We start from the raw sequence: 25,078 nt of genomic DNA on the forward strand, positions 1-25,078 counted from the left end.
TTTTACTAAAATTGCTCACAGCGATATCCCGCCCTGCTTCCGGAAATGAGCGCCGAGCACCTTATTGGCAAAGCCTTGATTGCGGGAGCCTGCCACACTCCGTTAAAAAATCCATTCGTGCTGTGTTTATTTTCGCCGAAGCGCGGCCGCTTTCTACACTGTTGACCACGCAACAGAATCATGTTCCCATATTTTCTAGTAGATTTATGGAGATAGGGGAGCATCGCCATGCGACAGTCAGGACGCCTCAACCGCCGTGCCTTAGCGGCGGTCGCCGCATCGGTGATGGGGCTGCTGGTGACGTCGGCCATCGCGACGCCCGCTTCGGCCGAAGGGCGCATCCGGATCGCCGAGCAATATGGCCTGGGCTATCTGCCGCTGCATGTGCTGCGCCACAACCAGCTGATCGAGAAGCACGGCAAGGCTCTTGGCCTCGACGTGACGGTGGACTGGGTCCAGCTGTCCGGCGGTGCTGCGATGAACGATGCGCTGCTGTCCGGCAGCATCGATCTGGGGTCCGCCGGGGTCGGGCCGCTCCTGACCATCTGGGACCGCACCAAGGGCAGCGCCAACGTCAAGGCCATCGCGTCGCTGAACGACATGCCGCTGTTCCTGACCACCAACAACCCGAAGGTCAGAACGCTGAAGGACTTCACCGATGCCGACAGGATCGCGCTGCCGGCGGTGAAGGTCGGGGTTCAGGCCCGCGTCCTGCAAATGGCGGTGGAGAAGGAGCTTGGCGCCGGCAAATTCGATGCGCTCGACAAGCTGACCGTGTCGATGCCGCATCCCGACGCCACGGCGGCGCTGCTGTCGGGCAGCGGCGGCATCACCGCCCATCTCTCCAGCCCGCCCTTCCAGTACCAGCAGTTGGACGACCCGAAGATTCACAAGGTCGTCAGCTCCTACGACGTGCTGGGCGGCCCGCACAGCTTCAACCTGATCTGGAGCAAGCAGTCCTTCCGCGACGAGAACCCAAAGACCTACCGGGCGTTCCTCAATGCGCTCCGGGAAGCGATGGACCTCATCAACGCCAACCATGACGCGGCGGCGGATGCCTATCTGGCCCAGAACAAGGGCAGCCTGGACAAGGCCTACATCCTGCGCCTGCTGAACGACCCAGACATCCGCTTCACCGTCACGCCCAACCGGACGGAGGCCTTCGCCGACTTCATGCACAAGGTCGGTGCGATCAAGAACAAGCCGGCCTCGTGGAAGGACTACTTCTTCGACGACCTGCATGACGGGACCGGGAGCTGACGCGATGAACGCGCTGACCTACCCGCACAGCATCGACATCGATGCCCAGTCCGAAAGGCCGCTGCTCGACGTTTCCGGCGTCACCCTGCAATACAAGACGCGCCGCCACCTCGTCACCGCGACCTACCGCGTCGATTTCCAGGTGTTCCAGTCCGAACGCTACGTCCTGCTGGGACCGTCGGGCTGCGGCAAGTCCTCGCTGTTGAAGGCGGTCGGCGGCTTCCTCCAGCCGGTGGAGGGGGCGATCCGCCTTAACGGCCGCACGGTGACGAAGCCCGGCCCCGACCGCATGATGGTCTTCCAGGAATTCGACCAGCTTCCACCCTGGAAGACGGTCAAGGAGAATGTGATGTTCCCCCTGCTCGCCAGCGGCAAGGCCAGGCGGCGGGAGGCGGAGGAAAAGGCGCTCGACTGCATCGCCCGGGTGAACCTGACCAAGTTCGCCGACGTCCACCCGCACATGCTGTCGGGCGGCATGAAGCAGCGCGTCGCCATCGCCCGCGCCATGGCGATGGAGCCGGACATCCTGCTGATGGACGAGCCCTTCGCGGCGCTCGACGCGCTGACCCGACGCAAGATGCAGGAGGAGCTGCTGCAACTGTGGGACGACCTGCGCTTCACCGTGCTGTTCGTCACCCATTCCATCGAGGAGGCGCTGGTCGTCGGATCGCGCATCCTGGTGCTGTCGCCCCATCCGGGACAGGTGAAGGCGGAGGTGAACTGCGACGGCTACGATCATGGCGCCGTCGGCGGCGCCGAGTTCCAGGCACTCGCCAACCGCATCCACACCATGTTGTTCGCCGAGGATGTCGAAGGCCCTGGCCAATCCGACGGGAAAGGGGCCTACGCATGACCGACCTGTCCTTTTCCCCGCGTCCCCGTCCACCCGGCGGCCCCCCCAACAGCAGGCGCGAACCGCCGCTGCGCCCGGAGTATGAGCGCACCGTCACCGCCACAGGCCCCATCGGCGATGTCGCCCGCCCGCTGTCCCCGTGGGAGCGGCTCGGCAACGTCACCGCGCTGCGCCGGCTGCTGGTCCTGGCGGCGGTCGCGGCGCTGTGGCAGGCGGCGGCGGTCTGGCAGAACAACCCGCTGATGTTCCCGACCTTCACCGACACCGCGGCGGCTCTGTGGGATGGCATCCGCCGCGACAATCTGCTGTCGATGGCCTGGACCTCCCTGGCGGTGCTGCTGAAGGGCTACGCCGTGGCGGTGGTGCTGGCCGTGCTGCTGACCACGGTCGCCGTCTCCACCCGCATCGGCAACGACCTGCTGTCGACGCTGACCTCGATGTTCAACCCGCTGCCGGCCATAGCCTTGCTGCCCATCGCCATGCTGTGGTTCGGGCTGGGCGAGGTCAGCCTGATCTTCGTGCTGGTCCATGCCGTGCTGTGGCCGCTGGCGCTGAACACCCATGCCGGCTTCACCTCGGTGTCGGAAACGCTGCGGATGGCCGGGCGGAACTACGGGCTGGGCGGCCTGCGCTATGTCGTCACGCTGCTGATTCCAGCGGCCTTCCCGGCGATCCTCACCGGCCTCAAGGTCGGCTGGGCCTTCGCCTGGCGGACGCTGATCGCGGCGGAGCTGGTGTTCGGCGTGTCGTCCGGCAAGGGTGGGCTCGGCTGGTTCATCTTCCAGAACCGCAACGAGCTGTACATCGACAAGGTCTTCGCCGGACTCGTCACCGTCATCCTGATCGGCCTGCTGGTCGAAAACGTCGTCTTCCGGTGGATCGAGATCCACACGGTCCGCAAATGGGGCATGGTCCGCTAAATGGCTTTCCAAGACATCAACCCGGTGCGCTTCGATTCCAACCTGACGGTCGAGCGCCCGACCTTCGTCACCCATCTGGAATGCGCCTACACCGGCGAGCGGTACGAGGCCGATACAATCCACAACCTGTCGCGCGCCGGCAAGCCGCTGCTGGTCCGCTACGACCTGAACGGCGTGAAACAGGCGCTGACCAAAAGCTCGCTGTCCGAACGCCCGCAGGATCTGTGGCGTTACCGCGAGCTTCTGCCCGTCCGCAAAATCGAGGACATCGTCAGCCTGGGCGAGGCGGTGACCCCGCTGGTGTCGCTGCCCCGGCTGGCGAAGCGGCTGGGTGCGGCGGAGCTGCTGGTAAAGGACGAGGGGCGGCTGCCGACCGGCTCCTTCAAGGCGCGCGGGCTGGTGATGGCGGTGTCGATGGCGAAGGCCTTCAACATCAAGCACATGGCGATGCCGACCAACGGCAATGCCGGGGCGGCGCTGGCCGCCTACGCCACCCGCGCCGGCATCCGCACCACCATCTTCTGCCCGGCCGACACGCCGGAGGTGAACGTGTCGGAAATCGAACTGCAAGGCGCCACCGTCTACCGCGTCAACGGCCTGATCGACGATTGCGGGAAGATCGTCGGCGAGGGCAAGGCCAAGGTCGGCTGGTTCGACGTCTCCACGCTGAAGGAGCCCTACCGGATCGAGGGCAAGAAGACGATGGGCCTGGAGCTTGCCGAACAGCTGGGCTGGGAGATGCCGGACGTCATCTTCTATCCCACCGGCGGCGGCACCGGCCTGATCGGCATGTGGAAGGCCTTCGCCGAGCTGGAGGCCATCGGCTTCATCGGCGCGAAGCGTCCGCGCATGGTGGCGGTCCAGGCCGCCGGCTGCGCGCCGATGGTCCGCGCCTGGGAACAGGGGGAGGAGCACGCCCCGCGCTGGGAGGACGCCCACACCGTGGCCTCCGGCATCCGGGTGCCGCAGGCGGTCGGCGATTTCCTGATCCTGCGCGCCGTGCGCGAGAGCGGCGGCTTCGCCATCGCCGTGCCCGACGACGCCATCCAGGCCGCGTTGAACGAGGTGGCGCGGGAGGAAGGCTTCCTGCTCTGTCCCGAAGGTGCCGCGACCTACGCTGCCTACAAGCAGTCCCTGGCCGATGGCCGGGTCGGCAAGGAGGAGCGCGCCGTCCTGTTCAACTGCGCCACCGGCCTGAAATACCCGCTGCCGCCGGTGCACCGCACGCTCGACCGCACGCGCCCCATCGACTATTCGCTCTTTCAGGACAGCAGACGATGAGCGAGCTGCGTTACCGCCCGGACCGGCTGGTCGCGACGCTCGACGCCATTCTCCGCCGCAGCGGCAGCTCGGCGGAGGAGGCAGCCATCGTCGCCGCCAATCTGGTGGAGGCCGACGCCCGCGGCCATGCCAGCCACGGCGTCTGCCAGATCGCCGTCTATGCCCGCAGCCTGGAGCTTGGCCATCTCCAACCCAACCGCCATGCCCGCATCGTCCGCGACGAGGCGCCCTTTCTGGTGGTGGACGGCGATGTCGGCTATGGGCAGGTGATCGCGAAGGAGGCGACCGACCTTGCCGTCGAGCGGGCCAAGTCCGGCGGCGCCTGCATCCTGGCATTGCGCAACGCCCACCATATCGGCCGCGTCGGCTCCTACGGCGAGCAGTGCATCGCCGCCGGGCTGATCGGCCTCTACTTCGTCAATGTGGTCAGCCGTCCGCTGGCGGCGCCCCATGGCGGCGGACGGCCGCGGCTCGGCACCAATCCGGTCTGCATCGCCGTTCCCGGCACGCCCGGCTATGCGCCCTTCCTGCTCGATTTCGCCACCAGCGCCATCGCCGCCAACAAATGCCGGGTCGCCGCCTCGCTGGGCAAGGAGGTGGAGGACGGCCTGCTTCTGGATCCGGAGGGCCGGCCGACGCGCGATCCGGCCGTGATGTTCACCGAGCCGACCGGCGCCATCCTGCCCTTCGGCGGCCATAAGGGCTACGGCCTGGCACTGGCCTGCGAAATCCTGGCGGGTGCCCTGGCCGGCGGCCTGCCCGCTTTGCCGGAAAACCTGCAGCCGGGACGGGTGGTCAACAACGCGCTGGCCTTCCTCATCGACCCCAACCGGGTGGCCGGGCCGGAATGGCAGACCCTGACCGACGCCGTGCTCGACCATGTCGCCGACACGCCCATCGCCCCCGGCAGCGACGGCGTCAGCATCCCCGGCGAGCCGGAGGCGTTGCACCGCATGGCCGCGATGGACCGCGGCATCGCGCTCGACCCCGATACCGTCGCGGCACTGCACCGCATCGGCGGCGGGCTCGGGCTGGATGTGACGGTGTTGCTGGAGGGCTGAACAGGGGGTGGGGCCCTACCCTGCCCCTTGCCCCACGCTCCGACCCCTCCGGTCAGGCGGTAATCCGGTTCCGCAAGATCCCGTCCTCCAGGAACAGCCGCACCGTCTCCGCCGCGTTGCGCCGCATCTCCACCGCCGCCTGATCGGAGTGGAAGGCGTTGTGCGGCGTCACCACTAGCCGCCCGGCGAGCCAATCCTCCCGCGCCCGCCACGCATCCAGCAGCGGATGCGGCGCCGGCGGCTCGACCGGCAGCACGTCGGTCCCGACGGCGGCGAGCCGGCCGCTGCGCAGGGCCGCTTCCAGCGGATCCAGCCCGGCGAACAGTTCGCCGCGCGCGGTGTTGACCAGGATGGCGCCCGGCTTCATCGCCGCCAGGGTGGCCTCGTTCAGCAGGCCGCGCGTCTCGCCGTTCAGCGGGCAGTGGAAAGTGACGATGTCGGACTCGGCCAGCAGCTCCTCCAGCCGGCGGACGCGGCGATAGCCGACAGCCTTCTCGTGCCCGGCCGGCTGGAACGGATCGTAGCCCAGGATGCGGTGGCCGAAGCCCTTCAGCCGGTTCACCACCGCGGTGCCGATCCGCCCGACCCCGACCGCCCCGACCGTCGCGGCGTTGGACCGGTGCAGCGGGGTCAAGGTGTTCGCCTGCCACGTCGTCGTATAGGCGCGGGCACGGGCATCATGCTCCCAAAGCCGGCGTTGCAACGACAGGATCATGGCGACGGCGTGGTCGGCGACCTCCTCCGTCCCGTAATCGGGGTTGTTGCAGAAGGGAATCCCGGCGGCCTGCAGCGCCGCGACATCGACCCGGTCATAGCCGACGCCGAACCGCACGACGATCCGGCAGCGCTTCAACCGCTCGACGGTGGCCGGGCCGATGCGCGTGCTCCACACCAGCAGGGCATCCAGGCGGGCGAGGCGGTCCGGGTCGAGATCCTCCTCCCGCCGGCAATCGAGGAAATCGACCTCCGCAAACCCGTCCAGCACGGCGGCCTCCAGATCGGGGGGCGGAATCATGTGGTCGGTGATCCCAACGACCAACCGCCCGGCGCTCTGCTGACCCATCCCCATCGCTCCCGTCACTGTTCGAACCAAGTGGCCGTCATTTTCCCACGCTGGGCTGGATTTACAAAGCCGATTGCCGCTTTGAGCAATAGGAAATGACGGTCGCACGCGGGCAAGTCTGCGGTTTCACTTGCGCGGGCGCAGGAAGAACAGCATGGCGAGACCGGACAGCAGGATCGACAGCATCACCCACCAGAAGGCGTGCGGCGAGACGTGGTCCTCGATGCTGCCGACCCCCGGCACCCCCGCCACATTCATGCCGAAGATGCCCGAGATCAGGGTCATCGGCGCGAAGATCACGGTCACCACAGCCAGCACATGCAGGCTGTGGTTCTGCTGGTCGGCGACGCGGGCGAGAAGCTCGTCCTGCAAAACCTTGGCCCGGTCCTGCAACGCCTCGATGTCGTAGAGCACGCCGCCGAATTTCTCGACCGAATGGCCGAGGCGGGCGCGGTCGTCGTCGTCGATCCAGGGCACGCTGCCGGTGGCGAGCCGGCCCAGCGCCGCGCGCTGCGGCGAGACATGGCGGCGCAGCCGGACGATCAGCTGGCGCAGCTGGCCCAGCCGCTGCCGGGCGAGCTGGTAGCGTTCGGCAAGGACGGTGTCCTCCACCTTGTCCAGATCGGCTTCGGCGCGCGTCACCACCTCGCCCAGCGTGTCGGCCAGCATGTCGATCAGCTCGGCCATCAGGGCGGCGGTGCTGCCATAGCGGCCCTGGTCGTGCAGGGATTTGCGCAGCCGGTCGATGGCCTTCAACGGATGCCGCCGGCAGCTGACGATGCGGCGTTCGTCCATGAACAGCCGCAGGGTGCCGATGTCGGACGGTTCGAAGTTGAAGTCGTAATGCATGTCGCTCAGCACGGCGAGGAAGCCGTCGTCGAACGGCTCAAGCCGCGTCCGGTCGTCGTTGGCGTCCAGCAGAACCTCGCGGGCGAACTCGTCGAGCCCGCTCTTGCGGTCCAGCCAGTCGCGCGCACGCGCAGAGGCGAGGTTGAAGTGCAGCCACAGCACGCCGCCGCTGCGCTGCTGTGCCGCGTCGATCTCCTCGAAGGAGACCGGCACCGGCGGCGCATCGGGGGTGAGGAAATAACCGCAGATCAGGTCGGTCCCGGTATCGAGCTTGATTGGAACTGCCATGCCCGGCGACCTTCCATTGCCTCTGCGCCGGCTGGGTGCCGGCCGGCGGGCAGGATACGCCGGCGGACGTGTGGCGCAACCTCGTCCTTGGGCGCCCGGAGCAACTGCAACAAGACCGTCTTGAAACCGTCATCACCCTGTCGCGCGTTTTGCGGCATCAACGCGCGGGCGTCATCATTCGACAGGGGCATGACCGTGAGGACCGAGACCGCCGCCGGCGCCCACGACATGGACGCCTGCGATTTCGCCAGCCACATCCACCCACACGACGCTTCCATCGGCCGCATCCGCTCCGACTCGCGGCATCCCGCAATCCGCCAATCCACCGAGGCGGACGTGCCGGCCATGCTGGAGATCTACGGCTACCACATCCAGCACGGCCTCGGCCCTTTCGACATCGAGCCGCTGCATCCGGAAGAGCTGAAGCGCCGGCGCAAGGCGATGCTGAAGCGCCGCCTGCCGCATCTGGTGGCCGATCTCGACGGCGCCATCGCCGGCTACGCCTATGCGGCCCCCTTCCGCAAGCGCCCGGCCTACCGCTACACGGTCGAACACTCGATCTATGTCCACAAGGATTTCCAGGGCCTCGGCATCGGCCGCCGGCTGCTGTCGGCGCTGGTCGACGCCTGCACCGCCGCCGGCTGCCGGCAGATGGTCGCCGTGGTCGACAGCGCCAACGCCCCGTCGCTGCGCCTGCATGAGTCCTGCGGCTTCGAGCAGGCGGGCGTTCTGCGCTCGGTCGGCTTCAAGTTCGGCCGCTGGACCGACAGCGTCTTCCTCCAGCGCGCGCTCGGCTCAGCCGACGGCGCGCTGCCTGACGACCATCGCGGCGGCACCGTCCAGGCCGGCGACTGACAGCCTTCCATCCCCCGGAGTTCCCCCATGGATTTCTTTCGACGCTTCTCCTTCCTCGTCTGCGCCCCGGCCTTCGACGCCGACGAGCTGGAAGGCGTGCGCGTGCAGCAGATCGTCGCCGAGGTCGAGCGCATCGGCTTCGAGGTGGTGCGGACGCGCCGCGTCGAGGATGCCGAGCTGGCGATCCGCACCGATGCCGCCATCGGCTGCATGATCGTCGATTGGGGCAAGCGCGGGCTGGAAGGCAAGCCGGCCTCGCTGATCGCGCTGGCGCGCAAGCGCGGGCTGGAGATGCCGATCATCCTGCTGGTCCGCCGCCAGCGGCTGGAAGACATCCCGGTCGATGTGCTCAATCAGGTCGACGGCTATGTCTTCCTGGCCGAGGAAACGCCGGAATTCATCGCCAAGAACCTCGTCTCCCGCCTCAAGCAGTATGCCGAGACGCTGAAGACGCCCTTCTTCGGCGAGCTGGTCGATTATGCCGAGGAAGGCAACCAGCTGTGGACCTGCCCCGGCCACAACGGCGGCATCTTCTACAGCCGCAGCCCCATCGGCCGCATCTTCGTCGAGCATCTGGGCGAGGCGGTGTTCCGCGACGACATCGACAATTCGGTGCTGGAGATGGGCGACCTGCTGGTCCATGAGGGGCCGGCGCTGAAGGCCCAGAAAGAGGCAGCGAAGATCTTCGGGGCCGAGCGCACCTATTTCGTGCTGAACGGCACGTCCGCCTCCAACAAGATCGTGCTGTCGGCGCTGGTGGCGGAGGACGACCTCGTCCTCTTCGACCGCAACAACCACAAGGCCGCCCACCATGGCGGGCTGTTCCTCGGCGGCGGCATCCCGATCTTCCTGGAGACCGACCGCAACCCCTACGGCCTGATCGGCCCCATCGACCACGAGGCGCTGGACGAGGAACGCATCCGCGAGAAGATCCGCAGGAATCCCCTGGTCAGGGATCCGGACGCCTGGAAGCGCGAGCGGCCCTTCCGCGCCGCGGTGATCCAGCAATGCAGCTACGACGGCACCATCTACAGCGCCGAGACCATCCTGGCGAAGATCGGCCATCTCTGCGACTACATCCTCTTCGACGAGGCGTGGGCCGGCTTCCTGAAGTTCCACCCGCTGTTCAAGGGCCGCTTCGCCATGGGGCTGGACGGCCTGCATGACGGCCATCCCGGCATCATCGCCACCCAGTCGACCCACAAGCAGCTGGCGAGCTTCTCGCAGGCCTCGCAGATCCATGTGAAGGACAGCCACATCAAGGGCCAGCGCCGCCGGGTGGAGCATCGCCGCTTCAACGAGACCTTCCTGCTGCACGCCTCGACCTCGCCCTTCTACCCGCTGTTCGCCTCGCTCGACGTTGGCGCGCAGATGATGAAGGGCCGGTCCGGCGAGGTGCTGTGGGACGACACGATCCGGCTCGGCATCGAGCTGCGCAAGAAGCTGCGCGCCATCCGCCGCGAGTTCGACGAGCGCGAGAGCGACCCGGCGCGCCGCTGGTTCTTCGACCCCTTCGTGCCCGACCGGGTGGAGGTCGGCGGCACCACGGCGGCGTGGGAGGACGTGCCGACCGACGCGCTGGCCTCCGACGTGCGGCATTGGGAATTCGTGCCGGGGGCAGACTGGCACGGCTTCCGCCATGTGGCGGCCGGCTATGCGATGACCGACCCCAACAAGCTGACCCTGCTCACCCCTGGCTTCGACCGCCGTACCGGGGCCTATGAGGACCACGGCATCCCGGCGCCGGTGGTGGCGCAGTATCTGCGCGAGAACCGCATCGTTCCGGAGAAGAACGACCTCAACTCGATCCTCTTCCTGCTGACGCCAGGCGTGGAATCGAGCAAGGCCGGCACGCTGCTGAGCGCGCTGGTGGCGTTCAAGCGGCTGCACGACGACAATGCGCTGCTGGAGGACGTGATCCCGGAATTCGTCGCCCGCCGCCCGGCCCGCTACAACGGCCGCCGGCTGCGCGACCTGTGCGCGGAGATGCACGCCTATTACCGCGAGCGCGGCACCAACGACCTGCAACGCCGCATGTTCCGCCCCGACCATCTGCCCGCCATGGTGATGCCGCCGCGCGAAGCGGTGCGGCATCTGGTGCGCAACGACGTGGATTACCTGCCCATCGACCGTATCGCCGGACGGATCGCCACCACCCTGTGGGTCGTCTACCCGCCCGGCATCGCCACCATCGTCCCGGGCGAGCGGCTGGACGACCATGCCCGACCGATGATCGAATATCTCCAGGTCTTCCAGGAGGGCGCCAACCGCTTCCCCGGCTTCGACAACGAGATCCAGGGCCTGTACCGCGAGACGGAGCCCGACGGCTCGATCCGCTTCTACACCTATGTCGTGCGCGAACCCGGCGCGGACTGAACCCGCGCCGGGATTTGGCGGAGGCGGCGAACCGCCCCCTCTCCAATCTTCAATAGGGCCTGTCGCCCAGCACGGTGGCGCGGTGCATGATGCGCCGGTGCGGTGAATAATCGTTCACCGCATAGTGCTGGGTCGACCGGTTGTCCCACAGCACCAGATCGTCCGCCTTCCAGCGCCAGCGCACGGTGAATTCCGGGCGGCTGATGTGGTCGTACAGGAACTCCAGGATCGCGGCGCTTTCGCGGTCGCTCAGCCCGACGATGCGCGACGTGAAGTTCTCGTTCACGAACAGCGCCTTGGCGCCGCTGACCGGATGGGTGCGGATGACCGGATGCACCACGGCCGGATGCTTGTCGCGCGCCGTCTTCCAGCGGGTATGGGTCTCGGGATCGCCGTTGTGCCGCCATTCCGGGAAGGAGCGGGTGAAGTCGTGCAGCGCCTTCAGCGGCTCCAGCAGGCGGCGGATCGGCTCCGACAGGCCGTTGTAGGCGGCGATGTTGCTGGCCCACACCGTGTCGCCGCCGATGGGCGGAATCAACTTGCCCGACAGGGCGACGATGGCCGGCGGCGTTTCGATGCAGGTGACGTCGGTGTGCCAGACATCGTTGTCGGTCGGGTTGTGCGGCCCGGTGTCCAGCACCATGATCTCCGGCTGCTCCGGCACCTTCGGATAGATCGGATGGACGTGCAGCTGGCCGAAACGGGCGGCGAAGTCGCGCTGCGCCTGCGGCGTCAGCGGCTGGTTCTCGAAGAACAGCACCTGATGGGCGACCAGCGCCCGCTCCAGCGCCGCCGCTTCGCTGTCCGACAGCGGGCGGGAGAGGTCGACCCCCTCCACCCGCGCGCCGATGGCAGGGCTGACGGGCGTGACGGTCAGGGCGGACAAGGCGATGTCTGGCATGGCGGTTCCCCAATCTTTTTGTATGGCGGTTTTTGGAAGTCCGGCGGCCGGCCGCCCTCAGGACTTGCCCTTCCACGGCACCAGCCACGCTTCCAGCAGGCGCATTCCGTAGGAAAAGGCGAAGGCGAAGACCGCGATGATGCCGATGCCGACGAAGACCACGTCGGTGGCGAGGAAATGCGAGGCGGACATGATCATGAAGCCGATGCCGCGGGTGGCGGCGATCAGTTCCGCCGCGACCAGCGTGCTCCAGCCGACGCCGATGCCGATGCGCAGGCCGGTCAGGATTTCCGGCAGGGCGCTGGGCAGAACGATGGTACGGAACAGCTGCCAGCGGCCGGCACCCAGCGACAGGGCGGCGTTCACCCGTTCGATCGGCAGGGACCGCACCCCGGCCTGCGCCGACAGGCAGACCGGCGCAAACATCGCCAGCGTCAGCAGGACGATCTTCGACACCTCGCCGATGCCGAGCCAGATGATCATCAGCGGCAGATAGGCAAGCGGCGGCAGCGGCCAATAGAACTCGATGGGCGTGTCGAACACCCCCTTGGCCCAGCGGTTCAACCCCATCGTCAGCCCCAGCGGAATGCCGAGCGAGGCGGCGATGACGGCGGCGGAGAAGATGCGGAACAGGCTGGCCGACACATGCTCCCACAGGGTGGCGCCGGCATAGCCGTCCTCGAGGACCGCCAGGAACTGGGTCGCCACCTCCTGCGGGGTCGGCAGGAACAGCGGCGGCACCAGCCGGTAATGGGTCACCAGGAACCACGCCGCCAGCAGCAGCAGGGCGGTGGCGAGGCTGATCGGGCCGGTGCGCGCCCCGTCCAGCCCGAAGGGGTGGAGCCGGACGATCTTCGGCCGGTCCGCCGGATCGGAGGCGCGGCTTCCGGGGCGGGCGATGTCGGTCATTGCAGCACCGTCCGGCGGGAGTCCGCCTCGGCATGCGGGCGATGCACCAGGGACCGGATCTCGTCATAGAGATCGGCGAACTCCGGCGCCGACAGGATGGCGCGCACGTCGCGCTCGGCGGCGAAGCGGCGGACGAAATCGAGATCGAAGCGGGCGACGATCCGGCCCGGCCGTGGCGACATCACCACCACAGTGGTGCCGAGGAACAGCGCCTCCTCGATGGAATGGGTGATGAAGAAGATGCGCTTGCCGGTGCGCGCCCAGACGTCGATCAGCAGTTCCTGCATCTGTTCGCGGGTCAGGCTGTCGAGCGCGCCGAACGGCTCGTCCATCAGCAGGATCTTCGGGTCGGTCGCCAGCGCGCGGGCGATGCCGACGCGCTGGCGCATGCCGCCCGACAGCTCGTGCGGGAAAGCGTCGGCGAAGCCTTCCAGCCCGACCAGCCCCAGCAGCTCCTCCGCCCGCTCGCGCCGCTCCCTGGCGGGAACCCCGGCGAAGCGCAGGCCGAGCGCCACATTGTCGGCGACGCTGCTCCAGGGCAGCAGGGTGTCCTTCTGGAACACCACGCCGCGGTCGGCGCCGGGGTTGCCGACCGGCTGGCCGTCCAGCGTGATCGATCCTTCCGACAGGGGAAGGAAGCCGGCTATGGCGTTCAGCAGCGTCGATTTCCCGCAGCCCGAAGCCCCCAGCGCCACGACGATGCTGTTGGCGTCGATGTCGAGCGACGCGCGGTCCAGCGCATGCACCACCCGGCCGTCGCGGGCGGAAAAGAAGACGCTGGCGTTGCGGACCTGGAGCATGGGCGCTCTCCTGTCGGCGGCTGGTTTAGCGGACGTCCTTGACGTAATCGGCAGTGACGAAGCCGCCGTAGCTGGGCAGCACGGTGGTGATCTTCTTCTGCTCCTTCAGGAACTCCGCCGTGTCCTTCAGGATCTTGCCCGCACCGCTTCCCTCGCCGCCGGCCAGCCAGGCGGTGGAGGCCTGCACCTCCGCCGGGACCAGCGACAGGTTGGTCAGCGCCGACGCCTGATCGGAGGGCGTGCCGCCCAGCAGCTTCGCCAGCGTCTTCGCATTCTCAGAATCCGGCCCCCAGGCCGCCTTGTCGTTGCGGAAGGAGGCGCTGTAGCGCTCGATGGTGCCGGCGAAGCCCTTGAGGAAGGCGGGATTGTCCTTGGCGAAGGCGGCGGTCGCCACCCAGGCGCTGAAGGTCGGGGCGCCGCGGTCGGCCACCTCACGTGAGGTCAGCAGCACCTTGCCGGTCTTCTTCAGCTCGGTCAGGGCGGGATCCCAGACGAAGGCGCCATCCAGGTCGCCGCGATTCCAGGCGGCGACGATGTCCGGCTGCGGGATGGCGAAGACCTGGGCGTCGCGTTCCGTCAGCTTTTCCTGCTTCAGCACGGCGAGCAATTGATAATGATCGGTGGAGACCGGGGCGGCGGCGAGCTTCTTGCCCTTCAGGTCCGACGGCTTTTCGATGCCGGAGCCGTTGCGCACCACCAGCGCCTCGTCGGTACCGGAGATGGTCGCGAGGTGGAAGGCCTTCACGTCCAGACCGCGGCTGACCGCGGCGGCGAAGGGGCTGGAGCCGACATAGCCGACCTGCACGTCGCCCGAGGCGATGGCGGCGAAGATCTCGGCACCCGAGTTGAATTTGCGGAAATCGATCTCGGTGCCGGTCGCCTTGGCGAAATCGCCGTTGGCGATGGCGACCGAGGAGGGCAGCGCGTCGGTCTGATAGCCGACCACGACCTTGCCGGACGCGGCCTCGGCGATGGTGAAGGCGGCAAAGGGGACGACCGCCGCCAGCGCGGCAGAGAGGAGGGTGGGCAGAGTGGGCTTCATCGTCGTTTCCCCCGTCACGGTGTGAATGCCGGCCTGCGAGGGCCGGAAATCCGAATGTCCCGTGAACTCTAAAGCGACGCCCGCGCCGTTGTCATCACAAAATCTACATTCCTACAGGGAAATAGATTATAAACACTAACTGTTGATGTGAAATTCTGCGGGCGTTGCCGTCCGGATGGTGCTGGACGCAAGGCTTTCCCACCATCGGCTCGCCAAGGACGGTACCGATTCCGCTGAAAATATCGGACGATACGAAGCAGACGCTTGACCTCAGCGTCTTTTCCCACTTTCCTATAGACAATAAGATATTTGAACAGGCCCTGTTTGTTATATCTGGCAGCCGATGGGACGCGCCGCGCGCCAAAGCCACCTGACCCCAAACCATCTGACCTAAGGAGTTCCGCCATGCAGGGTTTGAGTGATTTCGACCGGATGGTGATGGCGTCCCTCTGCCCCTCGGGCACGCTGGTTCTGCCGCTCCTGCCGCCCGACGGGCAGATGGCAGACCCGGCGGAAGGGTTCCGCGGCGATGAGCGCCCGGATCGCGGCCTGCTCCCCCTCGGCCTCGGCATCGTCTCGGCCATTCTCCTGGCATCGTTGGCGGCGCTGGCCTGATCCGGCCGGCAGCGGCCGCCAAACTCTCGAAGGATAAGAAAAAGTGGCGGTTCAGGACCATGACGCATACTGGCAGCCCGGTCTGGAAACCCAGAGCCGCGCCGACTGGCGGCAATTGCAGCTCGACCTGCTGAAGGACCATCTGCGGCACGCCTACGAAGGCTCGCCCTACTACCGCGCCGCCTTCGACGCGCAGGGGGTGTCGCCGGGGGATCTGCACACGCTGGACGACCTGCGGCGTTTCCCCTTCCTGGACAAGGCGACCATCCGCGACCGACAGACCGCGGTGCCGCCCTTCGGCGATCTGGTCGCCGTGCCGGAACGGGAGATCGTCTACATCTCCGCCTCCAGCGGATCGACCGGGGTGCCGACCGCCTCGCCCTTCACCGCCAAGGACTTCGAGGAATGGATCGACTATGAGGCGCGGCAGTTCTGGTCGAGCGGTCTGCGCCCGGCCGACCGTTACGCCCATGCGCTGAACTTCTCGCTGTTCGTCGGCGGACCCTGCGTGCTGGGCGCGCAGAAGCTGGGCGCGCTCAGCATCCATGCCGGCACCCTGCCGTCGGAACGGCTGCTGGCGGTGCTGAACCAGTTCAAGGCAACGGCACTGTGGACGACCCCGTCCTACGCCTGGCATCTCGGCGAGACCGCACAGCGCGAGGGCATCGACCCCGCCCGCGATCTCGCCGTGCGCCGCCTGTTCGTGGCGGGCGAGCCCGGCGGCTCGATCCCCGAGACGCGCGAACGGATCGAGGCGCTGTGGGGGGCGGAGGTCTACGACTATTACGGCCTGTCCGACATCTTCGGCTCCTGCGCCGGCATGTGCGTGGAGAAGGACGGGCTGCATTGGGCCGAAGACCATATCCTGGTCGAGGTGCTGAACCCCGAAACCCTCGAACCGGTGGCGGAGGGCGAGCGCGGCGAGCTGGTGCTGACCACGCTGCGCAAGCGCGCCCGCCCGATCATCCGCTTCCGCACCGGCGACATCGTGTCGGTGACGACGGAGCCCTGCCGCTGCGGCCGCACATCGCTGCGGCTGAAGGGCGTGCATGGGCGGCTCGACGACATGCTGATCATCAAGGGCGTCAACCTGTTCCCCGGCGACGTGGAGGCGGTGGTGCGCCAGGACCCGGCGCTGACCGGCGAATACCGGCTGGTGCTCGACCGGGTCGAGCGGCTGGACTGCCTGACGGTAGAGGCGGAACACACCCACGGCTTCAACGGCGATCCGGAGGAGCTGCGGGGCCGGCTGCGCCGCCAGTTGAAGGCCGCCACCGGCGTCGGGGCGGAGGTCGCCCTGCTCGCCCCCGGCACGCTGCCCCGTGCCGTCCACAAGGCCAAGCGAATCGACGACCGCCGCCAGCATGTGTGGTCGTGACCCAATCCCCTGACGGAGCCCGCTCCCATGCCGGACACCCATAATCCCGTCGCCGCACAGTTCTCCGATGACTTTGCCCAGGCAGCGGCCGACCGCCTGTTCTACAACGCCCGCACGCCGCAAAGCTGGTCCGACCGGCCGGTCCCGGTGGAGACGCTCCACCGCCTCTACGATCTGGTCCGGCTGGCGCCGACCGCCTTCAACGGCAGCCCGGCGCGCTTCGTCTTCCTGACGACGCCGGAGGCGAAGGAGCGTTTGCGGCCGGCCTTGAGCCGCGGCAACCAGTCCAAGCTGGCGGCCGGCGCCATCGCCATCGTCGCCTATGACCGCCGCTTCTTCGAACATCTGCCGCTGCTGAGCCCGCATTACGACCCCTCGCCGATGTTCGTCGACGAGCCGTCACTGGCCGAGACCACGGCCTTCCGCAACGGCAGCCTCCAGGCCGGCTACCTGATCCTGGCTGCCCGGCTGCTGGGTCTGGATGCCGGGCCGATGTCCGGCTTCGATGCCGAAGCGGTCGATGCGGAGTTCTTCGCCGACGGCCGGCTGCGCACCAACCTGCTGGTGGCTCTGGGCCATGCCGACGGCCCGCCGTCGCGCCCGCGCGCGCCGCGGCTGGACGCGTCGAAGGCGGTGGTGATCCTTTGAGCCCAACGCCGTAACGGCCGGTAAATCCGGCCGAACGGGAGATCGATCATGAGCGTGAACGACACGGCCGCCGCCCTGCCGGCGGCCAACGGCGGAGCCTTGCCAATCGGCGGCGGCCTCCCGTCCAACCTCCTCCTGCGGCTTTCCGCCGCCGCCCTGCTGTGGTTCGCCGCCTCCGGCGTGACGGCCCTGTGGCCCGACGCCGCCGATGCCCAGGAGTGGGAGCGGACCGGCGAGTTCGCCAGCCTGCTGGTGGTCGCTGCCGGGCTGCTGGTGCTGGCCGCCCTGCTGGCCGCGGCGATCCGCCCGGCGCCGCGAAGCCGGCTGGAGGCGGCCATCGCCAGCCTGTCGGCGTCCGTTCCCTGGCTGATCGCCCTGGCGCTGGGCGTCACCGGCTGGGAGATCCTGACCGCCAAGCTCAATCTGCTGCCGCGGCCCTTCTTCGTCCCGCCGCAGGCGCTGCTGGAGGTCTATCTCGACGACTGGCCGCGGCTGCTCGACTGCTTCGCCGCTTCGCTGAGGTTGCTGGTCACCGGCTATGCCGTGGGTTCGATCCTTGGCGTGGTGACCGGCGTCGCCATCGGCTGGTCGCGCGCGGTCGGCTATTGGGTGCACCCGGTTCTGCGGTTGATCGGCCCGCTGCCGGCCACCGCGTGGCTGCCCATCGCCTTCTTCGCCTTCCCCACCAGCTGGAGCGCCAGCGTCTTCCTGATCGCGCTGGCCAGCGGCGTGCCGGTGACCGTCCTCACCTGGTCCGGCGTGGCCGGGGTCAACAGCGCCTATTACGACATCGCCCGCACGCTGGGCGCCTCCCCGCGCTTCCTGGTGCTGAAGGTCGCCGTCCCGGCGGCGATGCCGCATGTCTTCGTCGGTCTGTTCATGGGGCTGGGTGCCTCCTTCGCCGTTCTGGTGGTGGCGGAGATGCTGGGCGTGAAGTCCGGGGTCGGCTGGTACCTGCAATGGGCCCAGGGCTGGGCGGCCTACGGCAACATGTACGCGGCCCTGCTGGTGATGGCGCTGCTCTGCTCCGGTCTGGTGACGCTGCTGTTCCGCGTCCGCGACCGCCTGCTCGCCTGGCAGAAGGGAATGTTGAAATGGTAGCGCTCGAAAACACCGACACTGCCGGCATCACCGCGGGCATGACGATTGACGTGCAGGCGGTCAGCCACAGCTTCGAACTGCACGGCGCGCCGCTGCCGGTGTTGGACGGGGTGGAGCTGCGGGTCGAGCCGGGCGAGCTGGTTGCCCTGCTGGGGCCGAGCGGCTGCGGCAAGTCCACCCTGCTGCGGCTGGTCGCCGGACTGGAACCGCCCAGCCAGGGCCGCATCCTGGCCGACGGCCGCCCGATCGCCGGTCCCGACCCGTCCCGCGTCGTCGTCTTCCAGGACCCGACGCTCTATCCCTGGCGCACCGTGCGCGACAATGTCGCCCTGGGTCTGGAGGCGCGCGGCCTGCTGCGCTCGCAAGGGCACCGGATCGACAAGGCGCTGGCGCTGGTCGGACTGACCGGCTTCGAGAAGGCCTATCCGCACCAGCTCTCCGGCGGCATGGCCCAGCGCGCGGCGCTGGCCCGCGCCCTGGTCAACGACCCCCGCCTGCTGATCCTCGACGAACCGTTGGGCAAGCTGGACAGCCTGACCCGCCTCGCCATGCAGAGCGAGCTGGTCGAGCTGTGGCGCAGCAGCGGCTTCACCGGCCTGCTGGTCACCCACGACATCGAAGAGGCGCTGTTCATGGCGACCCGCGTGATCGTGTTCAGCGGCCGCCCGGCCCGCATCAAGGCCGACCTGCCCATCGACCGCCCCTATCCCCGCCACCGCGGCGATCCGGTCCTGACCGAGCTTCGCCACCGCATTCTCGAACTGCTCGGCCTTGCCGAGACCTGGTGAGGACACCCGACCATGCCCGACAGCCTCCCACCCGATACCGCCGCCCCCAATTTGGAACGCCTGCGCGGCTTCATCGCCGACTTCACCCGGCTGGTGGAGCGGCACGGCGACGACGAGCCCGCCGTGCTCGATGCCGGCCGCGCCCTGCTGGCCGGGCTGATCGCCGTCGACGACTGGCTGCCCGACGCCTATGCCCAGCCCGACCCGGTGCACTACCGCCAGTATCTGCTGCATTGCGACCCGTACGAGCGCTTCTCCGTCGTCAGCTTCGTCTGGGGACCGGGGCAGCGGACACCGATCCACGACCACACCGTCTGGGGCCTCGTCGGCATCCTGCGCGGGGCGGAACGGTCGCAACGCTACGACCTCCAGTCCCAGGGCGGCCCGCCCATCGCCTCTCCGCCCGAAATCCTGAAGGCCGGGTCGGTCGAGGCGGTGTCGCCCCGCATCGGCGATGTCCATGCCATCTCCAACGCGCTGGCCGACCGGCCGTCCATCAGCATCCACATCTATGGCGGCAACATCGGCGCCGTCCGGCGGTCGGTGTTCGACCCGTTGACCGGCCAGCGCAAGCCCTTCATCTCCGGCTACGCCAACAGCGCCCTGCCCAACCTGTGGGACCGCTCGCAGCCCATTCCCCACGCCGCCTGAGGATCCGTCACCGCCATGACCGCAGCAGTCACTGCCCCGCTCGCCACCCGCCGCCCCGCCGACATCCGCCGCGCCTGGATCGAGCGCGACGAGGTCGCCCTGCTCGACGCGCGGGAGGAAGGCCCCTATTCGCTGTCCCACCCGCTGTTCGCCGTCTCCGTCCCGCTGAGCCGCGTGGAGTTGCTCGCCTACGACCTGCTGCCGCGGCGCGACGTGCCGATCACCGTCTATGACGATGGCGAAGGCTATGCCGAGCCGGCCGCCCGCCGGCTCCAGGCGCTGGGCTACGGCGACGTGACCCTGCTGGAGGGTGGCCTGGCCGGCTGGATCGCCGCCGGCTTCGAGGTCTACCGGGACGTGAATGTACCCAGCAAGGCCTTCGGCGAGTGGGTCGAGCATCATCGCCACACCCCCTCGCTGCCGGCCGCGGAGGTCAAGGCGCTGATCGACGCCAAGGCCGACCTGGTCATCCTCGACGCCCGCCGCTTCGAGGAATACCGCACCATGTCGATCCCCGGCGGCATCAGCGTGCCGGGGGCCGAACTGGTCAAGCGCGTCCACGACATCGCTCCCGACCCCGAGACGCTGGTGGTGGTCAACTGCGCCGGCCGCACGCGGTCGATCATCGGCACCCAGTCGCTGGTCAATGCCGGCATCCCCAACCGGGTCGCCGCCCTGCGCAACGGCACCATCGGGTGGACCCTGGCCGGGCTGACGCTGGACAGCGGGCGCGAGAGCCGCTTCCCGGAGGTCTCGGCAGAGGGCGACACCGCCGGCCGCCGGTCGGCGCGCGCGGTTGCCGACCGGGCCGGCGTCGGCCGGATCGACGCGGCAACGCTCGACCGCTTCCGCGGCGACGAACGCCGGACGCTCCATCTCTTCGACGTGCGCACGCCGGAGGAGTATGAGGCCGGCCACCTGCCGGGCTTCCGCCATGCTGCCGGCGGCCAGCTGGTCCAGGCGACCGACGAGTATGTCGGGGTGCGCGGCGCCCGCATCGTCCTGGCCGACGATCCCGCCGGCGGCGGCGGTCCGCGCGCCGACATGACCGCTTCCTGGCTCTCGCAGCTGGGCTGGGAGGTCCATGTGCTGGAGGGAGACGTGTCCGAGCTGGGCAGCGAGAGCGGCCCCGACCGCCGACGCCTGCCGCCGGAACCGGAGGTGGGGGCCGAGACCATCGCGCCGCGCGACCTGCTGGCCCTGCTGGAGAACGGCGAAGCGGCGGTGATCGACATCACCCGCAGCCCGCGCTACCGCGCCGGCCACATTCCGGGAGCGTATTTCTCCACCCGCGCCCGGCTGGCCGGCATCATTGCGCTTCTGCCCAAGGGGGTCCGGCCGGTGCTGACCTGCGGCGACGGCACGCTGACCCGCTACGCCGTCGCCGACTTTCCCCTTCCCCATTTGTCTGGCGGGCAACGCCCGCTGCTGCTGGAGGGCGGCACCAAGGGCTGGGTGGCGGCCGGACTGCCGCTCAGCACCGATCTCGACCGGCTGGGGGGCGAACCCGACGACGTCTACAAGCGCCCCTACGAGGGCACCGACAACAGCGCCGCGGCCATGCAAGGCTACATCGACTGGGAGCTTGAACTGGTCGACCAGCTGAAGCGCGACGGCGCCCACAACTTCCACGTCATCTGATGCACCGGATGGGACAGCTCATGACCAAGCCCTTTTCCATTCGGCGGCGGACCCTGCTGGGCACGGCGCTGCTTCTCGCCGGCGGGATCGCCGCCTCGATGCCACAGGTGGCGCGGGCGGAGGCCACCGAGGTCCGCTTCGCCCGCAATCTCGGCCTCGGCTATCTGCCGCTCTATGTCATGCAGGACAAGGGTCTGGTGGAAAAACAGGCGCGCGCCGCCGGGCTGGGGGAGGTGAAGGCCAGCTACACCCCGCTCGGCAACCCGACGACGATCACCGAGGCGACCCTGTCCGGCAACGCCGATTTCGGCGCGGCCGGCGTGCCCGCCTTCATCATCGCCTGGGACAAGACGAGGGGGGATAAGACGAGGGGGAACGCCAACCTACGCGGGCTGGCGGCGCTGAACGCCCAGCCGGCCTACCTCAACACCAACCGGGCCGAGGTGAAGACCCTCAAGGACTTCACCGACAAGGACCGCATCGTCGTGCCGTCGGTCCGCGCCTCCTATCAGGCCATCGTCCTCCAAATCGCGGCGGAGCAGACCTTCGGCCCCGGCCAGCATGCGAGGCTCGACCCGCAGACCGTCTCGCTGGCCCACCCCGACGGCACCGCCGCCCTGCTGTCCGGCAAGACCGAGATCACCGCCCATTTCACCAGCCCGCCCTTCCAGGACCAGCAGCTGCGCGATCCCAAGATTCACAAGGTGCTGAGCAGCTACGACGTTCTGGGCGGTCCCGCCTCCTTCAGCGCGCTGTGGACCTCCACCGCCTTCCACGATGCCAACCCGAAGCTGACCAAGGCGGTGCTGGCGGCGCTTGAGGAATCGGTCGCACTGATCAAGGCCGACCCGCAGGACGCGGCACGCGCCTACATCCGCATCGAGAACTCCAGGCTCGGCGTCGAGGAGGTGGCGGCGATGATCGCGCATCCGGAGATCTCCTACGATCTCACCCCGCGCGGCATCGGCACCTTCACCGACTTCATGGCGCGCATCGGCTCCATCCGCAACCGGCCGGCCGACTGGCGCGACCTGTTCTTCGCCGACATCCACGACCGCACCGGCAGTTGAGGTCCCGCCATGCCCCGAACGGAGTTCACCATCCATCCGGTCTCGCCCACGCTGGGCGCTGAAATCCGCGGCCTCGACCTGTCGCAACCGCTCCGCCCGGCGACGGCAACGGCCCTGGCCAACGCGCTGGACCGTCATCTGGTGCTGGTCTTCCGCGGCCAAACCCTGTCGGACGCCGACCTCGTCCGCGTTTCCGGCCATTTCGGTCCGCTCGACAAGGCGCCGATCACCGAGAACGGGCGGCTGCACGCGCCGGGCCACGAGGAGGTCTACGTCATCTCCAACATCACGGAGAATGGCCGGCCCATCGGCGCGCTGGGGGCGGGGGAGTCGGTGTGGCACGCCGACATGACCTATCTGGAGACCCCTCCCTACGCCAGCAGCCTCTATGCGCTGGAGGTGCCGGCGGCGGGCGGCGACACCGGCTTCCTCAGCATGTTCGCCGCCTATGACGCCTTGCCGGAGGCGCTGAAACGGCGGGTGGAGGGGCTGTCGATCAAGCATGACAGCACCACAAACAGCGGCGGTTATCTGCGTCAGGGCTTCGCCCCGCCGGCCGATGTCGCCACATCGCCCGGGACGGTGCATCCGCTGGTCATCGCCCACCCGGTGACGGGCGCCAGGGCGTTGCTGCTGGGCCGCCGTCCCCATGCCCACATCCCCGGCCTGTCCGTGGCGGACAGCGAGGCGCTGCTGGATGAAATCTGGGCGGCGGCGGTGCGCCCGGAGCTTGCCTGGCACCATCGCTGGCGGGTCGGCGATCTGGTGATGTGGGACAACCGCTGGACCATGCATCGCCGCGATCCCTTCCCCGACGACCAGCGCCGCCGCATGCACCGCACCCAGATCGCCGTGCCGGCGGACCGTCGGCAGGACCCGCGGCGGACGGTGGCCGCATGACCGTCATCGCCGCCCTGCGTCCGTTGGCGGAGGCACCGGCGGAAGCCCTGGCCCGCGTGCGTTTCGTCCTGACCGACATGGACGACACCCTCACCCACCGGAGCCGCCTGTCCGCCCGCACCTACGAAGCGCTGGAGCGGCTGCGCGATGCCGGAATTCCGGTCCTGCCGGTCACCGCCGCCCCGGCGGGCTGGGCCGACCAGATGGCGCGCATGTGGCCGGTTGACGGGGTGATCGCCGAGAATGGCGGCCTGTTCCTGCATCGCACCGCCGATGGCGATGTCGAGCGCCGCCATTGGCACGGGGAGGAGGAGCGCACGGTGGCCGCAAGGCGGCTGGAACGGCTGCGTCAGGCCATCCACGCCGTTTTGCCCGAGGTGAAATTGGCGAGCGACCAGCCCTTCCGCCTGTGCAGCCTCGCCTTCCGCCTGCCCTCCGATCCCGCCTTGCGAACGGCGCTGGTCCGTCACGTCCGCAACGCCGGAGCGGAGGTGACGGTCAATTCGCTGTGGGTGCTCGGTTGGTTCGGCGGCTACGACAAGCTCGGCATGGCGCGCCGGGTGATGCGCGAGGTTCACGGCCTCGACATCGACACCACACCGGAGGCCGTCGCCTATGCCGGCGATTCGGTCAACGACGCGCCGATGTTCGCCCATTTTCCGACCTCCGTCGGCGTCAGCACGGTCGTCGACTTCCTGTCCGACATCCCCCGGCCGCCGGCCTGGATCACCCGCGGCCCCGGCGGCGACGGCTTCGTCGAGCTGGCTGACGCGCTGCTGGCGGCTCGGACTCCATCCCCCCTTTTTCCGGAGCCCCGCTCCGCAGGAGACCATCATGAGCCTTGACCGACCGTTCTCCCTGTCGCGCCGCCATGCCCTCGGCCTCGGTGTCGGTGCGCTCGCCGCCGGGCTCGCACCCCTGCGTCAGGCACGTGCGGCCATTCCCGCCGGCACCGTGTTGAAGGTCGGCGACCAGAAGGGCGGCGTCCAATCGGTGATCGAGGCGGCCGGGCTTCTGGCCGACCTGCCCTACCGCATCGAATGGAGCCAGTTCCCGGCCGCCGCCCCCCTGTTGGAGGCGCTGAATGCCGGCGCCATCGAGGTCGGCTATGCCGGTGACGCGCCGACCACCTTCGCGCTGGCCGCCGGCACCTCGGCCAAGATCATCGGCGCCGTCCGGTCCAACCCGCAGAGCACCACCATCCTGGTGCCGGGCGCCTCCCCCATCCGCAGCGTCGCCGACCTGAAGGGGAAGACCATCGGCACCGGGCGCGGTTCCATCGGCCATTACCTCGTGCTGGCGGCGCTGAAGGCGAACGGGCTGAAGCCGGACGACGTGAAGATCGCCTTCCTGCTGCCGTCGGACGCCAAGTCGGCGCTGGCCGCCGGCTCCATCGACGCCTGGTCGACCTGGGGCATCTATGTCTCGCAGGCGCTGCTGGTGGACGGCGCCCGCGCGGTCGTCACCGGCACTGGCCTGATGAGCGGCCTGTCCTATCAGTCCGCCACGCTGGAGGCGATATCCACCAAGCGCGAGGCGTTGACCGACCTGATCCGCCGCTTCGCCGCCGCCCGGCTGTGGGCGCTGGAGAACAGCGACGCCTATGCCGGCATCTGGGCCAGGACGGTCGGCGTCGACCCCGCCATCGCCCGCCACACCTTCGGCGTCGAGCGGGCGCGGCCGGTTGCCATCGACGCCTCGGTCATCGCCGACCAACAGGCGACGTCCGACGTCTGGCGCGAGTTCGGCATCATTCCCAAGCGGCTGGATGCGGCGGCGATCTTCGATCCCGGCTTCAACAGCGCGCTGCCGGCCTGACGGCGGCGAA

General features: G+C 68.6%; 24 protein-coding genes. 18 read left to right on the forward strand and 6 right to left on the reverse strand.

What is annotated here, in order from left to right; all coding sequences use genetic code 11:
• Window positions 1–228 precede the first annotated feature (228 nt).
• From CRT60_RS11495 to CRT60_RS11515, 5 genes are read left to right on the forward strand one after another with little or no spacing between them, the layout of a single operon-like run.
• Entirely contained in the window at window positions 229–1,260 is a 1,032-nt protein-coding gene (locus tag CRT60_RS11495; RefSeq protein ID WP_098736558.1) for an ABC transporter substrate-binding protein, read from the forward strand.
• Between the two features lie 4 nt (window positions 1,261–1,264).
• Window positions 1,265–2,113: an ABC transporter ATP-binding protein gene (locus CRT60_RS11500; RefSeq protein WP_098736559.1), complete on the forward strand. Its 849-nt coding sequence runs from the start codon at window positions 1,265–1,267 to the stop codon at window positions 2,111–2,113.
• Entirely contained in the window at window positions 2,110–3,033 is a 924-nt protein-coding gene (locus tag CRT60_RS11505) for an ABC transporter permease (RefSeq protein WP_098736560.1), read from the forward strand. Before CRT60_RS11500 ends, CRT60_RS11505 begins: the two co-directional genes overlap by 4 nt.
• On the forward strand, window positions 3,034–4,314 hold the full coding sequence (locus CRT60_RS11510; protein WP_244592420.1) for a threonine synthase: 1,281 nt from the start codon (window positions 3,034–3,036) through the stop codon (window positions 4,312–4,314). It abuts the gene before it with no gap.
• A complete protein-coding gene (locus CRT60_RS11515) occupies window positions 4,311–5,375 on the forward strand; it encodes a malate/lactate/ureidoglycolate dehydrogenase (protein ID WP_098736561.1) in 1,065 nt (354 codons plus the stop codon). The genes CRT60_RS11510 and CRT60_RS11515 overlap by 4 nt, the downstream gene beginning before the upstream one ends.
• 52 nt (window positions 5,376–5,427) lie before the next feature.
• Here the strand turns inward: CRT60_RS11515 and CRT60_RS11520 are convergent, their stop codons facing one another.
• Complete coding sequence (locus CRT60_RS11520; RefSeq protein WP_098736993.1) at window positions 5,428–6,438, reverse strand: C-terminal binding protein; 1,011 nt, start codon at window positions 6,436–6,438, stop codon at window positions 5,428–5,430.
• Between the two features lie 126 nt (window positions 6,439–6,564).
• Window positions 6,565–7,575, reverse strand: coding sequence for a CorA family divalent cation transporter (locus CRT60_RS11525; protein ID WP_098736562.1), 1,011 nt, complete (start codon window positions 7,573–7,575; stop codon window positions 6,565–6,567).
• A 189-nt stretch (window positions 7,576–7,764) separates the two neighbouring features.
• Here CRT60_RS11525 and CRT60_RS11530 point away from each other — a divergent pair, with 189 nt between their 5' ends.
• A complete protein-coding gene (locus CRT60_RS11530; protein ID WP_280177210.1) occupies window positions 7,765–8,430 on the forward strand; it encodes a GNAT family N-acetyltransferase in 666 nt (221 codons plus the stop codon).
• Window positions 8,431–8,457: 27 nt separating this feature from the next.
• Entirely contained in the window at window positions 8,458–10,806 is a 2,349-nt protein-coding gene (locus CRT60_RS11535; protein WP_098736563.1) for an Orn/Lys/Arg family decarboxylase, read from the forward strand.
• Between the two features lie 49 nt (window positions 10,807–10,855).
• Here CRT60_RS11535 and tauD read toward each other — a convergent pair whose 3' ends face one another.
• Genes tauD through tauA form a run of 4 tightly spaced genes read right to left on the reverse strand, consistent with a single transcriptional unit; the run spans window position 10,856 to window position 14,458 of the window.
• Window positions 10,856–11,707: a taurine dioxygenase gene (gene tauD / locus CRT60_RS11540; protein ID WP_098736564.1), complete on the reverse strand. Its 852-nt coding sequence runs from the start codon at window positions 11,705–11,707 to the stop codon at window positions 10,856–10,858.
• A 57-nt stretch (window positions 11,708–11,764) separates the two neighbouring features.
• The gene (locus CRT60_RS11545) at window positions 11,765–12,616 is read right to left on the reverse strand and encodes an ABC transporter permease subunit (RefSeq protein WP_098736565.1); all 852 of its coding nucleotides are present in this window, start codon (window positions 12,614–12,616) and stop codon (window positions 11,765–11,767) included.
• Window positions 12,613–13,416 (reverse strand): taurine ABC transporter ATP-binding protein, encoded by an 804-nt coding sequence (locus CRT60_RS11550; protein WP_098736566.1) that lies wholly within the window; start codon window positions 13,414–13,416, stop codon window positions 12,613–12,615. Before CRT60_RS11550 ends, CRT60_RS11545 begins: the two co-directional genes overlap by 4 nt.
• Before the next feature lie 25 nt (window positions 13,417–13,441).
• Window positions 13,442–14,458: a taurine ABC transporter substrate-binding protein gene (gene tauA, locus CRT60_RS11555; RefSeq protein ID WP_098736567.1), complete on the reverse strand. Its 1,017-nt coding sequence runs from the start codon at window positions 14,456–14,458 to the stop codon at window positions 13,442–13,444.
• A 405-nt stretch (window positions 14,459–14,863) separates the two neighbouring features.
• Here tauA and CRT60_RS11560 point away from each other — a divergent pair, with 405 nt between their 5' ends.
• The 11 genes from CRT60_RS11560 to CRT60_RS11610 are packed head-to-tail and all read left to right on the forward strand — an operon-like array spanning window position 14,864 to window position 25,068.
• Window positions 14,864–15,073 (forward strand): hypothetical protein, encoded by a 210-nt coding sequence (locus CRT60_RS11560; RefSeq protein ID WP_098736568.1) that lies wholly within the window; start codon window positions 14,864–14,866, stop codon window positions 15,071–15,073.
• A 43-nt stretch (window positions 15,074–15,116) separates the two neighbouring features.
• Window positions 15,117–16,451, forward strand: coding sequence for a phenylacetate--CoA ligase family protein (locus tag CRT60_RS11565; RefSeq protein WP_098736569.1), 1,335 nt, complete (start codon window positions 15,117–15,119; stop codon window positions 16,449–16,451).
• Window positions 16,452–16,478: 27 nt separating this feature from the next.
• Window positions 16,479–17,099 (forward strand): malonic semialdehyde reductase, encoded by a 621-nt coding sequence (locus tag CRT60_RS11570; RefSeq protein WP_098736570.1) that lies wholly within the window; start codon window positions 16,479–16,481, stop codon window positions 17,097–17,099.
• A 48-nt stretch (window positions 17,100–17,147) separates the two neighbouring features.
• Window positions 17,148–18,200 carry an ABC transporter permease gene (locus CRT60_RS11575; RefSeq protein WP_098736571.1) on the forward strand — a complete coding sequence of 351 codons (1,053 nt, stop codon included), beginning with the start codon at window positions 17,148–17,150 and terminating at the stop codon, window positions 18,198–18,200.
• Window positions 18,194–18,988 (forward strand): ABC transporter ATP-binding protein, encoded by a 795-nt coding sequence (locus CRT60_RS11580; protein ID WP_098736572.1) that lies wholly within the window; start codon window positions 18,194–18,196, stop codon window positions 18,986–18,988. Before CRT60_RS11575 ends, CRT60_RS11580 begins: the two co-directional genes overlap by 7 nt.
• A 12-nt stretch (window positions 18,989–19,000) precedes the next feature.
• Entirely contained in the window at window positions 19,001–19,639 is a 639-nt protein-coding gene (locus CRT60_RS11585) for a cysteine dioxygenase family protein (protein WP_098736573.1), read from the forward strand.
• Window positions 19,640–19,654: 15 nt separating this feature from the next.
• Window positions 19,655–21,280 (forward strand): rhodanese-like domain-containing protein, encoded by a 1,626-nt coding sequence (locus CRT60_RS11590; protein WP_098736574.1) that lies wholly within the window; start codon window positions 19,655–19,657, stop codon window positions 21,278–21,280.
• A 20-nt stretch (window positions 21,281–21,300) separates the two neighbouring features.
• Window positions 21,301–22,350, forward strand: a complete 1,050-nt coding sequence (locus CRT60_RS11595; RefSeq protein ID WP_244592421.1) for an ABC transporter substrate-binding protein — start codon at window positions 21,301–21,303, stop codon at window positions 22,348–22,350.
• Between the two features lie 9 nt (window positions 22,351–22,359).
• A complete protein-coding gene (locus CRT60_RS11600; protein WP_098736576.1) occupies window positions 22,360–23,250 on the forward strand; it encodes a TauD/TfdA dioxygenase family protein in 891 nt (296 codons plus the stop codon).
• A complete protein-coding gene (locus CRT60_RS11605; RefSeq protein WP_098736577.1) occupies window positions 23,247–24,095 on the forward strand; it encodes an HAD-IIB family hydrolase in 849 nt (282 codons plus the stop codon). Before CRT60_RS11600 ends, CRT60_RS11605 begins: the two co-directional genes overlap by 4 nt.
• Entirely contained in the window at window positions 24,085–25,068 is a 984-nt protein-coding gene (locus CRT60_RS11610) for an ABC transporter substrate-binding protein (RefSeq protein ID WP_098736578.1), read from the forward strand. Before CRT60_RS11605 ends, CRT60_RS11610 begins: the two co-directional genes overlap by 11 nt.
• The last annotated feature ends 10 nt before the right edge of the window (window positions 25,069–25,078 follow it).

Origin of the sequence: Azospirillum palustre, from assembly GCF_002573965.1 — a bacterium.
GTDB lineage: Bacteria > Pseudomonadota > Alphaproteobacteria > Azospirillales > Azospirillaceae > Azospirillum > Azospirillum palustre.

Coding starts and splice junctions, on each gene's coding strand:
- CRT60_RS11545 (WP_098736565.1), bottom strand. CDS start 12,616: ATGACCGACATCGCCCGCCCCGGAAGCCGCGCCTCCGATCCGGCGGAC.
- CRT60_RS11495 (WP_098736558.1), top strand. CDS start 229: ATGCGACAGTCAGGACGCCTCAACCGCCGTGCCTTAGCGGCGGTCGCC.
- CRT60_RS11595 (WP_244592421.1), top strand. CDS start 21,301: ATGACCAAGCCCTTTTCCATTCGGCGGCGGACCCTGCTGGGCACGGCG.
- CRT60_RS11515 (WP_098736561.1), top strand. CDS start 4,311: ATGAGCGAGCTGCGTTACCGCCCGGACCGGCTGGTCGCGACGCTCGAC.
- CRT60_RS11500 (WP_098736559.1), top strand. CDS start 1,265: ATGAACGCGCTGACCTACCCGCACAGCATCGACATCGATGCCCAGTCC.
- tauA (WP_098736567.1), bottom strand. CDS start 14,458: ATGAAGCCCACTCTGCCCACCCTCCTCTCTGCCGCGCTGGCGGCGGTC.
- CRT60_RS11535 (WP_098736563.1), top strand. CDS start 8,458: ATGGATTTCTTTCGACGCTTCTCCTTCCTCGTCTGCGCCCCGGCCTTC.
- CRT60_RS11525 (WP_098736562.1), bottom strand. CDS start 7,575: ATGGCAGTTCCAATCAAGCTCGATACCGGGACCGACCTGATCTGCGGT.
- CRT60_RS11590 (WP_098736574.1), top strand. CDS start 19,655: ATGACCGCAGCAGTCACTGCCCCGCTCGCCACCCGCCGCCCCGCCGAC.
- CRT60_RS11570 (WP_098736570.1), top strand. CDS start 16,479: ATGCCGGACACCCATAATCCCGTCGCCGCACAGTTCTCCGATGACTTT.
- CRT60_RS11575 (WP_098736571.1), top strand. CDS start 17,148: ATGAGCGTGAACGACACGGCCGCCGCCCTGCCGGCGGCCAACGGCGGA.
- CRT60_RS11610 (WP_098736578.1), top strand. CDS start 24,085: ATGAGCCTTGACCGACCGTTCTCCCTGTCGCGCCGCCATGCCCTCGGC.
- CRT60_RS11560 (WP_098736568.1), top strand. CDS start 14,864: ATGCAGGGTTTGAGTGATTTCGACCGGATGGTGATGGCGTCCCTCTGC.
- CRT60_RS11550 (WP_098736566.1), bottom strand. CDS start 13,416: ATGCTCCAGGTCCGCAACGCCAGCGTCTTCTTTTCCGCCCGCGACGGC.
- CRT60_RS11605 (WP_098736577.1), top strand. CDS start 23,247: ATGACCGTCATCGCCGCCCTGCGTCCGTTGGCGGAGGCACCGGCGGAA.
- CRT60_RS11505 (WP_098736560.1), top strand. CDS start 2,110: ATGACCGACCTGTCCTTTTCCCCGCGTCCCCGTCCACCCGGCGGCCCC.
- CRT60_RS11520 (WP_098736993.1), bottom strand. CDS start 6,438: ATGGGTCAGCAGAGCGCCGGGCGGTTGGTCGTTGGGATCACCGACCAC.
- CRT60_RS11580 (WP_098736572.1), top strand. CDS start 18,194: ATGGTAGCGCTCGAAAACACCGACACTGCCGGCATCACCGCGGGCATG.
- CRT60_RS11510 (WP_244592420.1), top strand. CDS start 3,034: ATGGCTTTCCAAGACATCAACCCGGTGCGCTTCGATTCCAACCTGACG.
- CRT60_RS11600 (WP_098736576.1), top strand. CDS start 22,360: ATGCCCCGAACGGAGTTCACCATCCATCCGGTCTCGCCCACGCTGGGC.
- CRT60_RS11530 (WP_280177210.1), top strand. CDS start 7,765: ATGACCGTGAGGACCGAGACCGCCGCCGGCGCCCACGACATGGACGCC.
- CRT60_RS11585 (WP_098736573.1), top strand. CDS start 19,001: ATGCCCGACAGCCTCCCACCCGATACCGCCGCCCCCAATTTGGAACGC.
- tauD (WP_098736564.1), bottom strand. CDS start 11,707: ATGCCAGACATCGCCTTGTCCGCCCTGACCGTCACGCCCGTCAGCCCT.